General features: G+C 56.2%; 9 protein-coding genes. 7 read left to right on the top strand and 2 right to left on the bottom strand.

The annotated features are described in order from the left end of the window. Window positions 1-228 precede the first annotated feature (228 nt). From trpS to H7849_RS24405, 5 genes are all read left to right on the top strand, one after another. Window positions 229-1248, top strand: a complete 1020-nt coding sequence (trpS, locus tag H7849_RS24425) for a tryptophan--tRNA ligase (RefSeq protein ID WP_285288917.1) — start codon at window positions 229-231, stop codon at window positions 1246-1248. Between the two features lie 4 nt (window positions 1249-1252). Beyond that, the gene (locus tag H7849_RS24420) at window positions 1253-2392 is read left to right on the top strand and encodes a segregation and condensation protein A (RefSeq protein WP_349627440.1); all 1140 of its coding nucleotides are present in this window, start codon (window positions 1253-1255) and stop codon (window positions 2390-2392) included. A gap of 209 nt (window positions 2393-2601) precedes the next feature. Continuing rightward, window positions 2602-4158, top strand: coding sequence for an inorganic phosphate transporter (locus tag H7849_RS24415; RefSeq protein WP_251106464.1), 1557 nt, complete (start codon window positions 2602-2604; stop codon window positions 4156-4158). Between the two features lie 99 nt (window positions 4159-4257). Beyond that, window positions 4258-5358 carry an SMC-Scp complex subunit ScpB gene (gene scpB, locus H7849_RS24410; RefSeq protein WP_186743058.1) on the top strand — a complete coding sequence of 367 codons (1101 nt, stop codon included), beginning with the start codon at window positions 4258-4260 and terminating at the stop codon, window positions 5356-5358. After that, entirely contained in the window at window positions 5355-6230 is an 876-nt protein-coding gene (locus tag H7849_RS24405) for a pseudouridine synthase (protein ID WP_186743057.1), read from the top strand. Before scpB ends, H7849_RS24405 begins: the two co-directional genes overlap by 4 nt. 60 nt (window positions 6231-6290) lie before the next feature. On the opposite strand, the gene H7849_RS24400 is transcribed toward H7849_RS24405, so the two are convergent. Then, on the bottom strand, window positions 6291-8705 hold the full coding sequence (locus tag H7849_RS24400; RefSeq protein ID WP_186743056.1) for a glycoside hydrolase family 31 protein: 2415 nt from the start codon (window positions 8703-8705) through the stop codon (window positions 6291-6293). 199 nt (window positions 8706-8904) lie between these two features. Next, window positions 8905-12186: a TonB-dependent receptor gene (locus H7849_RS24395; protein ID WP_186743055.1), complete on the bottom strand. Its 3282-nt coding sequence runs from the start codon at window positions 12184-12186 to the stop codon at window positions 8905-8907. Here H7849_RS24395 and H7849_RS27695 point away from each other — a divergent pair. Both H7849_RS27695 and H7849_RS24390 read left to right on the top strand, forming a co-directional pair. Then, complete coding sequence (locus tag H7849_RS27695) at window positions 12178-12276, top strand: hypothetical protein (RefSeq protein ID WP_432756558.1); 99 nt, start codon at window positions 12178-12180, stop codon at window positions 12274-12276. The two genes, H7849_RS24395 and H7849_RS27695, sit on opposite strands and share 9 nt — an antisense overlap. Before the next feature lie 315 nt (window positions 12277-12591). Continuing rightward, window positions 12592-13911 (top strand): hypothetical protein, encoded by a 1320-nt coding sequence (locus tag H7849_RS24390; protein ID WP_186743054.1) that lies wholly within the window; start codon window positions 12592-12594, stop codon window positions 13909-13911. Window positions 13912-13947 lie beyond the last annotated feature (36 nt).

The following is a 13947-nucleotide window of genomic DNA, read 5'->3' as shown; positions in this document are numbered from 1 at the left end:
GGATGGGGCACCCTTTTTCGTGCTGCTGCCTTGGAAAGGCGGACTTGCGTTTCCAAGGCTTCGCACGAACCCTTCGACTTCGCTCAGGGCAGGCTAACAGCGCTCGTGCGGGTCCCTCGGCAGGCTCAGGACAGGCTCTTCGACTTCGCTGCTCTCCGCTCAGGATGACGAACCTTTGAGGAAAAGTTCCGTACAATAGGGCAAGCAATTTCTTACGTGAAGGATACGGTGTCGATTTCCTCTTCTGCTCCCTTGAAGCGCGTGCTGAGCGGCATGCGCCCGACTGGCAAACTTCATCTTGGCAACTATATGGGCGCGCTGCACAACTGGGTGCGGCTGCAACATGAGTACGAGTGCTACTTCTTTATCGCCGACTGGCATGCGCTGACGACCGATTACGCAGACACGTCGCAGATCCGGCCCAATACGCGCGAGGTGATTCTGGATTTTCTAGGGGCGGGGCTTGATCCGGCGCATAGCGTGCTCTTTGTCCAGAGCGATATCAAGCAGCATGCCGAGTTGCATCTGCTCTTCTCGATGATTACTCCGCTGGGGTGGCTGGAGCGCGTGCCTACGTACAAAGAGCAGCAGGAGAATATCACCGGTAAGGACCTTTCGACGTATGGATTTCTCGGGTATCCGCTGCTGCAGTCGGCGGACATTCTGATTTATCAGCCGGATTTTGTGCCTGTGGGTCAGGACCAGGTGGCGCATGTGGAGCTTACGCGGGAGGTGGCTCGGCGGTTTAATCAGTTCTATCCCGGCGCTCAGGGTTCAGAGATACTTCCCGAACCGCAGGTTCTCTTGACGCCTTCGCCGAAGCTGCCGGGGACGGATGGGCGGAAGATGTCGAAGAGTTATGGGAATACGATTCTGCTGACTGATCCGGAGCCAGTGGTGCGGCAGAAGCTGAAGCCTATGGTGACCGATCCGGCGCGGGTGCGGCGGACCGATCCTGGGAATCCGGATGTTTGCCCGGTGGGAGATCTGCATAAGGTTTTTTCGTCGCAGGAGACGCTGGCCAAGGTTTACGACGGGTGCACGACGGCTTCGATTGGCTGCATTGAGTGCAAGGGCTGGGTTGCGGATTCGGTCGTGAAGGTTCTTCAGCCGATTCAGGAGCGGCGCGCTGGGTATGAGGCGAATCCAAAAAAGGTGGATGAGATTTTAGAGGACGGGAAGCAGCGGGCTACGACGCGGGCGGAGCAGACGATGGTGGAAGTGCGCTCGGCTGTGGGGATTGGGTAACGCGATGACGGACGAGTTGAAACCTGGTCTTCCTGAAGAGACGTCGGATGAGAATCCTGCGAACCTTTCGTCTGGTTCAGACATGGCCGAGGACAGCCCGGGGCTAAAGCCCTCTGATGACGGGGCTGTGTCTCCCGGGCAGAAGCCCGGGGCTTCTACCCTTTCCGCTGAGGGAGAATTGGGCGGTTCCGAGGAGCAAACACCGGAGAAAAATCCTGCGAAGATCTCACATCCCGCGAAGCGGGATATGGGGCACCCTGGTGTTGAGAGTCAGGCGTCGGCGGAGGCTTCGAGTCCATCTCCTTCTGTGCCCGCAACTGCAAAAAAGAGCGCAGAGAGGTCAGATAAAGACAAGAAGGAAGATAGCGCGTTTCCTTTTTCGGTTACCGTCGGCAGGGTGTATGACGGGCCGCTGGATCTGCTGCTGGATCTGATTCGCAAGCAGGATATTGATATCTACGACATTCCGATTGCGAAGATTACGGCGCAGTTTCTGGCGTATGTCGAGCAGCTGAAGGCTACTGACGTGGATACAGCGGGAGAGTTCATCTACATGGCGTCGCTGCTGATTCACATCAAAAGCAAGATGCTGTTGCCGCGTTCTCCAATCGAAACCGTCGAGGGCGAGGAGATCGATCCGCGGCGCGAACTGGTGGCGCGGCTGCTGGAGCATGAGCGCTTCAAGAATGCCGCGCAGATGCTGTCGCAGAAGCAGTTGATCGAGGAGTCGACGTGGTCGAACCCATCGCTCAAGGAGTTTCGCAACGACGAGGGGCCGGAGCAGGAGATTGCCGCGGACACGGTGGATCTGGTGCGCGTCTTCCGCGAGATTCTGGACCGTCTGAAAGAGCGGCCCGTGCTCGATGTAGAAGAAGACTCGGTGACCGTGGGGCAGATGATCGACTACGTGCGGCGGCGGCTGATTACTGAGGACAAACCGGTTGCGTTGCGAAAGCTCCTAGGCCACGCGAAGTCGGAGCGAACGCTGATTGCCATGTTTCTGGCGCTGCTTGAGCTCGTGCGTTTGCAGGCCATCCTGCTGCGTCAGGAGCAAAATTTCAGCGATATCTTTGTCAAGAAACATGCTGACTTTGAGCGTGTGATTAACGACCGGATGAATCAGATGCGGGATGACTGGGCGTAAGCCCTGTTTGCATCACACGTGCGGCAAATCTGCCGCATTCATCAAAAATTAATAGAGCTTTCGTGGGTATCTTTACACATCGTATGGACCGGCCCTGATAGGGTGCTTGCACGCATCTCTGTCGGAGCTGATTGTCTATGAACGAAGCCTCGTCTGTTGCCCTTCCCCCTGGACCTACTGCACCTTCTAAAAGCGCTCTTGACCACAAAATGAATAAGTCGCCCGGGCTGATCGGCACGCTGGTTTTTGGCGCAGTCCTGTTAGGCGGGGTAGGCTATGCCGGGTTTCATCTGGCGAACGACCTCGCGGGTACTCGCCTGGAAAGCATATGGCCGTATGTGCTGCTGGGAGTGGCGCTGCTGATTGCGCTGGGATTTGAGTTCGTCAACGGCTTTCATGACACGGCGAATGCCGTGGCCACGGTGATCTACACCCATTCGCTCGAACCGAATATTGCGGTGGTGTGGTCGGGAATGTGGAACCTGATCGGAGTGCTGACTTCGTCGGGCGGCGTTGCGTTCTCTATCATTACGCTGCTGCCGGTGGAGCTGATTCTGCAGGTGGGCAAGGGCGCGGGATTCGCAATGGTCTTCGCCCTGCTGATTTCGGCGATTATCTGGAACCTGAGCACCTGGGCTTTGGGTTTGCCGGCGTCGAGTTCGCACACTCTGATTGGCTCGATTATTGGCGTTGGCATCATGAACCAATTAATGGGCGGCCACAACGGCACGAGCGGCGTGGACTGGACGCAGGTGTCGAATGTGTTTCGCGTGCTGCTGATTTCGCCACTAGTGGGTTTTGGTTGCGCTGCGCTGCTTCTGTTGCTCCTGAAAGTTCTGGTTAAGAACCCGGCGCTGTATGAGTCGCCAAAAGGCACGGAGCCACCACCATTTTGGATTCGCGGGCTGCTGATTCTGACGTGCACGGGCGTAAGCTTCGGGCACGGATCGAATGATGGGCAGAAGGGCATGGGCCTGATCATGCTGATCCTGATTGGTACGGTACCGACGGCTTACGCATTGAACCATGCGATCGGCTTTTCCCAGGTGCCTGACTTTGCCGCCGTTTCGGAACAGGCCGCCAAAGTATTGAGCGGCTATGTCTCACAGAATGCGGTAATGGACGATGCACGTGCCGATCTGACGGAGTACATCCGCACCAAGCAGTTCACCCCAACTACGGCGCTGGCGGCGAGGCAGCTGGCCATCGATATCTCGAATGAGGTGCAGCAGTACAAATCGCTGGCGGGAATCCCGGGCAGTCAACAACAGAACGCCCGCAACGACATGTATGTAGAGAGCGAGACTTTGCGGCTGATGGCGAAGTCGAATACGCCGGCCTTCAGCGCTTCTGACAATGCCGTACTAACGAATTACAAGAAGCATCTGGATAACGCGACCAAGTTCATCCCCAATTGGGTGAAGGTGGCTGTGGCGTTGGCGCTGGGGCTGGGGACGATGGTCGGCTGGAAGCGCATTGTGGTGACCGTTGGCGAGAAGATCGGCAAGGAGCACCTGACGTATGCGCAGGGCGCCTCGGCCGAGATTGTGGCGGCTTGCACGATCATTGCTGCCGACCAGTTCAAGATGCCGGTGTCGACAACGCACGTTCTGTCCTCGGGCATTGCGGGAACGATGATGGCAAACGGGAGCGGGCTGCAACTTTCGACGATTCGGAATATCGCGCTGGCGTGGGTGTTTACGCTGCCTGCGGCGGCCCTGCTGGCTGGATGCATCTTCTGGCTGCTGCGGCAGGTTGTTCACTAATTCACAACTGACCTGACGGGATTCGTGGCGCTTCGGTAGTATCAAAGAGAACCGGAGCGCCATTTTTTGTTTTTCGGGCGTATCCTGTCCCCTGAATGCATGAGCCTAAAAGCAAAAATTGAAGCGGTGATTTACGCCGCAGAAGAGCCGGTAACGCTGGCGCAACTGGCTGGCCTGTTCGGCGATGAGGCCCTGGAGGAGAAACGCGCGCGGGAAGCGGCTGCGCGTGTGATTGAGCCTGCCAATGAAGTGTCGGTGGTGCTCACCACGGAAAGCGTTGGGCCTGATGATGGCGCCGTTCCGGCTGAAGCCATCGCCCAGGTTGTCGAGGAAGAGTACTCGGCTCCATTGACGGTGGAAGAAGCGGCTGTCATGGCGGCGCAGGCTTCCGAAGAAGGTGTGACGGTTGTTGAGGCCGTGGTTGAGCAGGAGCCGGATTCGACGCCGCCCGAGGACGACAAGCGCGCGGCACGTCTACGGGATCGCGAAGTGCGAGACGAGCTGCGGCGCGTGGTTGGTGAGCTGATCGCCGATTACGCCGAGAGCGATCGCGGCATGGAGATTCGCGAGATTGCCGGCGGCTATCGCGTAGGCACGAAGCCCGAGTATCACGACGCGGTGCGCGGATTTGTGAAGAGCCTGAAGCCGCCGATGAAGCTGTCTCTTCAGGCATTGGAGACGCTGGCGGTGATTGCCTATAAGCAGCCGGTGACAGCGCCGGAGGTGGGCGAGATTCGCGGCGTGGACTCGGCGGGCGTGATTGGGTCGCTGATCAGCCGCAAGCTGATTACGACTGCAGGCCGCAAGCAGGTGATCGGCAGGCCGATTCTCTACAAGACGACCAAGGAATTTCTGCTGCGCTTTGGATTGAAGGACGTGAACGAGCTGCCATCGATTGAGGAGTTCGAAAAGATGGCGGCGGGCGAGCTGTCTGAGCCGGAAGAATTGCCCTTCGAAGAGAGCGTGGCTGTTCCGAACGAAGAAGGGATCGTTGAAGCGGCGGCAGACGAGCCGGCTGATGAAGAGGAATCCGAGGCCCAGGAGGAAGCCAAGGCTCATGCGGCAGTCGAGATGGCGGATGAGAGTGAGGATGAGCTGGAAGATTTTCCCGGCGTCGCTGTCGAACTGGAGGTTGAGGGCGAAGAGGCTGAGATTATCAACGAAGCCACGGCCGAAGAGCACGCGGAATACAAGCCATGAGCGCGCCGATTCGGCTGCAGAAGATTATTGCCCAGGCGGGCATTGTCTCGCGACGCAAGGCAGAGGAACTGATTCTTGACGGGCGCGTGCAGGTGAATGGGCAGACCGTCACCGAGCTTGGCACCAAAGCTGATCCGGAACGCGACCATATTCGCGTAGACGGCAAGCTGCTGCACGGCGCGCAGCAGCAGCGCTACCTGATGCTGAATAAACCCAAGGGCTATGTGACGACGGCGAGCGATCCCGAAGGACGACCGACGGTGATGAAGTTCGTCGAGCGCGCCGGCGTGCGCGTCTTTCCTGTGGGCCGGCTCGATTATCAGAGTGAAGGCCTGCTGCTGATGACCAATGACGGTGAGTTGGCCAATGCTCTGACGAGGGCAGCGGCGAAGGTTGAGAAAATCTACCTGGTAAAAATCAGCGGCAAGCCGAACGAGGCCGGACTCGACCAGCTGCGTTCGGGGATCATGATTGAGCGCGGAAAGCCGGGTTTGCGCGAGGGGCGCGTGATGACGGCTCCGGCGAAGATCCGATTGATGCGCGATGCGGAGAATCCCTGGTACGAAGTGACTTTGATCGAGGGACGGAATCGGGAGATTCGCAAGATGTTCGAGGAGATCGGGCATCACGTGGAGAAGATTCGGCGCGTGGGCTATGGGCCGCTTGTACTGGATATTCCCCCGGGCGAAGTGCGGGAGCTTTCAGCGGACGAGGTAGAAGCGCTGCGGCGGGCTGTTCGGGCTAAGAGCGCAAGTCCTTCTGCGCGCGCGCCAAAGAAACGTGCCCGAGGGCATTCCAGTGTCGGCCCTGCGCCAAAGAGGCGTGCCGCTAAAAGCACAAGGCCGCGCGCTAAAGCTGATCCGTCTCGCTAGAGCTTGACGGTAACCGTTTTTACCTCCGTATACTGCTGCAGAATCGCGTGATGCTTCGGTCTACCTGCCTACCACCTGCACCACCGACTCATCAGTTCCGGCCCAAGCCGAGGCACCTTCGTGCTTTAGCTGATGCTCAGCGTCGTCCCACATTAGCTTCGTGACGGAGCCGCCGGTCTTTTCATATGTATAGGTCGCGCCGTCGTCCTGAAAGAGAGTAAAGCTTCCACTCGCGCCCGGATACACCCTGACCGACGCAATTGTCTGTGACTGCTGTGCGCTTTGCACCTCAGAGCCCACCGGCACAATACTCCCCGCCCGTACAAAGAGAGGCAGGGTATCGATCGGAGCATCAGCCACAATCGTCTGCCCACCGTGCACCCGCTCATTCGTCCAGTAGTTGTACCAATCACAGCCTGCCGGAAGGTAAACCGTCCTGTGCGTCGCGCCTTGCTCGGTTACAGGAGCAACAAGGAAAGCCGGTCCATACATATATTCATCCGGAATATCCGCAGCTTTGGGATCTGCCGGGAAGTCCATGAACAAAGCCCTGATATACGGAGCGCCGGTCTGATAGCTCTGATACGCAACGGAGTAGGTATAGGGAAGAAGCTGGTAACGCAACTTCAGATACTTCGCGAGAATCGGCTCAGCCTGCTTGCCGTATGACCAGACTTCGTTGTGCATCCTCTCTCCGTGCGCCCGCATGACTGGCTGAAACGAGGCCCATTCGAACCAGCGCACAAACAATTCGGGATAGTCTTCGTAGTTCCCAATGTTCTCGCGTACGTCCGATCCATCGATCAGCGGCTTATGTGCTGCGTGATAGCCGGCCGGGATCGCCGGCGAAAAGAAGCCCGCGATGTCGGTGTCCCAATAGGGGAGCCCGCTTGCGGTAAAGTTCAGTCCTGCGGGAACGGAGCGCTTCAACATGTCCCAGGTCGAAATGATATCGCTCGACCAGAAGACCGTGCCGTTGCGCTGTGCGCCGAGGTACGCGGCTCGCGCCAGGATCATGACCCGCCGACTGTCTCCGAAATCTCGCCGGAAACCTTCGTACACCGAAGCCGTGTGAAACAGTGGATAGGCGTTATAGAAGCGCGTTCCCGAGCCGATGGAGAAGACATCTTTCGCTGGGTCAACATCCGGCTCCGTTTCATCGAGCCAGATGTAATCGAATCCGTACGGCTTTACATACCGGTCGCGAATCTTCTCCCAGAACCACTTCGCTGCGTCGGGATTGGTTGTATCGATGTTAGGCCCGATCGCATCCTTGAAGGTTCCGGAGTCCGGCTTTCCGTCTCGCGTATGAACGAGCCAGCCTTTGTTTAAAAGCATGTCGTAGAACTGCGTGCCGGGTGCAAAGTGTGGCCATACGCTAAGCAGAGTCCTGACATCCATCGCATGCAGTTCCTGATTCATCGCCGCCGGATCGGGCCAGCGCTTTGGATCGAGATCGAGTTCGCCCTGCTTTGTCATGTTCAAAAAGTCCACCACTACAACATCGAGTGGCAGCTTCTTCTCGCGATACGTTTTCGCGACGTCCAGAATCTGTTGCTGTGTCGGGTAGATCGCCTTGCTTTGGATGTATCCGTAAACCGCTCTCGGCAACATGTGCGTCACACCGGTCAGGAGCCGATAGCCTTCGTAAATCTCATCGCTGGTCTGCCCCGCTATGACGAAATACGATACGCGGCTTCCAACCTCCGACGACCATACATTCTGGCCGTTGAATCCCAAGTCCACGGTCGTCTTCGATGGGTTGTCCCATACGAGGCCATACCCACGGCTGGAAATCATGAAAGGCACACACACATCCTGGCCGCCGATTGCTGAATATTCATGCCAACAGTGAATTTCATGATCCCGCAGGTCCATCCAGCCTTTTTGCTGCTGCCCTAGTCCGTAGTAGTGCTCGTCGGCAGGTGAGTCAAAGATGGCCGCCACCCGGTAGCCCTTTTCGGTAGCAGTGTCGGTCTGAGCTACTTCCGCTCTTTCCGGGGCCATCGTCCACGTGCGCATATGCAATAGCGGCTTGCCATCCGCCGCTGTTACTAGAACTGCGTCATTATGTGGAGCGTATGGATTCGGTCTTCCTCCAAAGTAATGCTCGCGCAACTGGTTATTGAGCGCATCCAGAGGCATCGGCTGTGGCAGCTTGTCATTCGGCTGATCACCGGGCGCAATGCGCACCACCATCTGCGCTGATCGGAAGACATCATTGCCTTCCGCATCGCGCTCATGTGTCCATCCCTCCGCTGATGGTGTTGCCACGATCCCGTATCCCGGCCCTCCGGTCGCGGCAGTTTTATCGGTGCTGATGGTGACCCGTAAAACATTGGGAGCGTAAGGAACCAGTGAGATCACCCGTCCATCGCGCTCAAATACGAGGGGATGATTCTGGGCTATTGCTACTCCACCAAACATTACCGCCTGGAGCGCTGCTAACAAGCCCCATCGAAAACACGACCTCATCCAATTCCCTCCAGTCAACATTGGCCCGCCAACCTATATATGAAAACTTCACGTTTCTCTTACGCTCTTCTGCCCAAGTCAGGGCATCCGGGTGCATGGTCTTAATCTGCGATCAAAATCGATGTCCTGACGTATTCGGGGAAAAATTGGCAAAGCAGTCCTCCCGCTGCGCAGCCTCACAGTTTTTTTTGTTAATCACTCAAAAACTGGCACGCAGATGAAGCTGGAGATAACGTGCCGGGAACTGATTGGTAGAATGGCCAAACAATGTTGGGTTGGATAAATCCGAATTCATACCCCAGAGATTGGCGCGATTGAAAAGGTTCGTGACTTCTCCCTTGGCTTCGATCTGCATCTTCTCTCCGAAGAACCAGGGAGTATGAAAGAGCTTCTCAAATGTGAAGTTGACGTTGTTGTAGCCGGGTCCATCGTAAGTATTTCGGCCGAGATTGCCTTCCGTGCCCAATGCGGGGCCAGGGAATGCAGACGCAGGGAAAAGCCCGTTAAGAAAGGCTTTTCTGGACTGTCCTGCAAGGTGGTTGCCGAAAGAAGGTACGTTGGGAACGTCGAAGTTAGAACCGTCAGCGTTATAGTCGCCGCCAGTATTGCCGACGACATTGCCAGCAGCATCGAAGACCGGATTGAATGAAGCAGTGGTGTACACGGTGAAGGGCTGACCTGTTTGCATGATCCATATGCCGCCAAACTGCCATCCGCCGAAAAGTGCCTTCTTCCACCTGGCATCGTAGGAGTTGGGCACAGTCCAGGTTCCATCTGCGGAGAATTGCTGACGAATATCGAAATCAGACCGGCCGCGTTGCCCTGCATAATCTCCATTCGTAAAGATCGGACCACTCGACTGGCCTCCATTAGAATTGCTCGTGACGGCTCCGCTATCCAATGAGCCGGCGTTGCTGAGAATATCCATCGCCTTGCCCCAGGTATAGATGCCCCGGAATGCGATCCCGTGAGAGAAGCGTCGCGCCATCATGGCAGATCCATAACTCCCGAAGGAATTCGCGTCCGAGGTTGCGTACTGGATCTGGTTAAAGTTCGGATTGAGACGTGTCAACTTCCCCTTATTAACGACCAGATCTCCGGCGAAACGGTTGAGGTCCTGGTTATAAATTGGGAGATGGCGCGCCGTAGACCCTGAATAGTTGAGCTCGAACAGCATGTTGTACGGCAGTTCCTGTTGGACGCTCAGCGTCCAGCTTTCGACTTTGGTGAGTTTGTAGTTTGGCGTGTATGCCCCGAGACTCGCTCTCTGGCCAACCACGCCGCCCGCGGGGTTCAACACGATATTGCTGGTATCCACAATCGGGCAAGCCTCGGTGAACCCTGATGGTGGACTACAGAGTTGGAAGACGGGTGGCGTTCCCTGGCGCACATCAAGCGATGGTGTGTAGTAGTTCGGTAAATTGCCGGCAGTAATGTCGGTGATATGCAGGTAAGGCGGCTGGTCTGAAAACAGGCCAACACCGCCGCGCAACGCAGTCTTGCCATTGCCAAAGACATCCCAGGCAAACCCGATACGTGGTCCCAAGCCCCAGACGTTTTGATTGAGGACATGAGTGCTGTTTGACAGGCCAGTAATGCCGTTGGCGATTTGCTCGTTATATGTGGATCCTGATCCGAGGGTAAATTTGGTTAGCTGCGGGCTATAGATAGAGAAGAAATTCGACATCATGTCGTAGCGGATGCCGGCGTTGAAAGTAAATGTAGATGTGGCCTTCCAGCTGTCCTGAACGAATATGCCAGTGTAAAGGCCGCGATAGCGGCGCTCGTAGGGAGCCTGTAGACGCGTATTGAGATTTACCGGAGTTGCGGATTCAGTCAGCGCCTTGTCCTGAACAAAGTCGAGCAGACTGTTGAAATTGTATGTAGGCCGGCCGAAAGCACCGCTTTGCTGATCGTTTTCGCGGATATTGAATTGCTCGAAGCCGAATTTCAAAGTGTGGGTTTTAATGTTCGCGGTCATAAGATCGCGCCAGCCCAGTGTTTGCTGGGTAAAGTTCCCAGGTCCCCAGTTCGCGAAGCCTTGCAGCCCGGTGACGTTGACATACGGTATGGTCATCGAGGGAGCGGCCAGGTTGGAGCCGTATGGACGTATGATGTTCGCGCCCGCTTCGTTGAGCAGCTTCGGCGAGAATGTATGTGTCCAGTCAATGTTCACAAAATCCGAGCTATTCTTCAGGTCGTTATTCAGGGCTGGGCGCGGTGTGGCGCCGACTGAGGTGTCGTAAGTTCGGATTCCGGTTACGTAGATACGATCATTCTGATGGAGGTAGTAGTCGCCACGAACGCTCCACTGATATCCGTCCTTGGGTACAGAATAGCTGATGTTGGCGGTGCCAAGCGCATCCATGCCAGCCGGGATATTGGCTGGAGGAGCGAAGAAGCCGGAAGATTCGATCTGCCCTACGGTCAATATATTGCTGGTCGGAAAGCTGAGAGGAGGTGCGGTGGTAAGCACCTGCGTGGCAATGTTATTGGGAAGATTAGCCGTCGCCCAGTTGTCGAAATCCTGGGTCTCGACGGTGTACTGACCGGCGCTCGTAGTGCTGGAGCGAAGCACATCGACGGCGCCAAAAATAAACAATTTGTTCTTGATGATAGGGCCGCCAAAAGTTGCGCCTACCTCGTTCCGCGTGAACTGCGGGACCTTGGACTCGAATTCCGTTCGAGCCGACAAGGAGTCATTGAGAAAGTAGTAGTCGATGCTGCCGTGGAAGTCGTTCGTGCCCGATTTCGTGAAAATGTCGGCAGTAGCGCCGCCATTGCGCCCTTTCTGCGCATCGAAGTCGTTCGTCCGAATGTCCATGGACTCGACAATTGATGGGTTTGGTGAGATCGAACTGCCACCTCCCCTGGAGGGGGTATTCGTGTATGCGCCGTCGATCTGGTATCCGTTCTGTTCCTGGCGTAATCCGGCGGCATTGATGTTGATGGCGTATTCGTTGGTGTAATTGTCGCCCGATGTCACTGCATTGCCGGTCATTCCCGGCGTCAGCGCTGCCAGTCCATAGACGTTTTGGCCCGGTAACGGCGTGTTCTGTATTGTGGTCGAGCCGACAACGGATGAGGTTGTCGGGGTGACCAGGTCGAGTGATACGGCAGAGGCGGTGACGGTGACATTCGTGGTTGCGGACCCTACCGTGAGCGCAGGTGTCAATGTACGGGTTTCGCCGGGCTGAAGAACCAGGTCTTTCTGGTCCCAGCTGGTAAAGCCGTTCGCCTCGACGCGGACTGTATAGGTGGATGCCGCGATGCTGTCGAAGCGGAAGTATCCGGAGTCGCTTGTGGTCGTGGTTTTGCTGATGCCGAGCCGGGTGTCGGTAATGGTGACCGTGGCGCTCGCAATCGCGGCCCCGCTTTGATCCTGTACCGTACCTACAACTCCGCTTAGGAATTGAGCATACGCTGATAGTCCGCTAAAGAGAAAAAACAGCCCTACAGAAATCTTCGCCAGATATTTCATTTTCTTAAGCCTCCTGAACATATCTCTTGCCGTGCGGTTTGCTCTTCTTGGCAAGTCACATCCTGGAAAACGATTACCGCGACTGCTTAAGCAATTCTCAGGCAGCGCGGTTTCGCCAGCCACCCCTCTCATCCTTCCATCTCTGCGATCAGAAAATCGGACGAGATTTCTTCTACGGCAACTCCGCAGTCACCAAGCTGATCGTTTGTGCGACATGAGTTTCAAGTATTGGACGGTTAAATACGGTGGTATACCTCCCCGAAAGGCATTTACGCAGGGGCGTGAAATTTTCCTACAAGCCATTCATTCAAAGGCGAATAGCGCGGGATTGCCTAAGTGGTGCGATGGCTGAAATGTTAAGGGGATTAAATTTTGTTATAGTGGCGGTCAACGGATCGGATGAGCATGGAACGCTCTGCTGCGCTGACTGAGAATCCGGCGTCGCACCCACACTTACCACCTGAAAGTAGTGAGGCGACGGCGATCATTCTGCGCGAACTGGAGAAAATACTCGAAAGTCCGCCGTTTCGCGGCTCTTCCCGGCGAAAGGAGTTTCTCTCCTATGTAGTACGCCACAGCCTGGAGGGGCATCACGACCTTTTGAAAGAACGTACGATCGGAACTGAGGTCTTTCACCGCGATGCAGATTACGCGACTGGAGACGATCCTGTCGTTCGCGTTCAGGCCGGTGAAGTACGGCGACGTCTGGAGCAATACTATTACACGGCCCCGGACGTTCCAGTTCGTATCGAGATTCCAATCGGCTCCTATCATCCGGAGTTTCACTGGAATACACATGCACTCCCGAAGGAATCGCATGCCGAACAGGCCATCGAGACCAACTCGCATGCTGTGGCGCAAGATTCTGCAGGCCGCCGGAGGTGGTTCTGGCTGCTTATAGCAGCAGTCTGTCTGGTGGGCATCGTTTTAGGGATTGCCGTGTTCAGTCCAGGTCTTCGGCATCATAAGCCGCCGCAGTCTCTTTTGGAGCTGTTCTGGGCTCCCGTATTCAAGACTTCGCAACCGGTGATCATTTGCCTGGCAAAGCCGGTAGTGTATCGGCCGTCGGTAGAAATTTATGAGCGCTATGCCAGATCCCACCCGGGCACATTTGAGAGTGAATCCGAACGAGACAACGAGGTTTTACCTCTGAATCCAAATGCAAAGCTGACCTGGGGAGACATGATGGTCTATCCGGGGTACGGCGTGGCCAGCGGAGATGCATATGCCGCGGTACAAATATCGAATCTTCTTGTGCGCATGGGCAAGCCAAGCCAGGTCAGGATTGGTAAGAGCTATTCCTTTGAAGACCTGATTAAGGCACCGGCGGTAGTTCTCGGTGCGTTCAACAATAAGTGGACGATGCAGATGACATCGAACCTCCACTTCGCGCTGCAATTTGACGCAGGTATCCGGGAGCAGATTCCTTCCGGACGGGTGTGGACCTCACAATTCAACTCGCGCGGCGAATATACGGCCGACTATGGCGTTGTTTCCAGGCTTCTCGATTCGAAGACAGGCCAGTTCCTGGTTTCTGCGGGTGGAATTGGCTCGCCGGGCACTCAGGCGGCAGGAGAGGTGGTCTCCAACCCGCAGTATCTTGAGGAAGCTCTTCGAACAGCGCCTGCGGATTGGGACAAGAAAGACTTCCAACTCGTCGTACAAACCAACGTGATCGATTCCATTCCTGGTCCTCCGCATGTGGTTGCTGCTTATTTCTGGTAAGCGACCTCCGCGCCCGTGAAGGCGATTTACACTGTG

Source organism: Alloacidobacterium dinghuense, from assembly GCF_014274465.1.
Classification (GTDB): domain Bacteria; phylum Acidobacteriota; class Terriglobia; order Terriglobales; family Acidobacteriaceae; genus Alloacidobacterium; species Alloacidobacterium dinghuense.
Note: the sequence above shows the minus strand (reverse complement) of the source record. Positions and strands in the feature narration are given on the sequence as shown.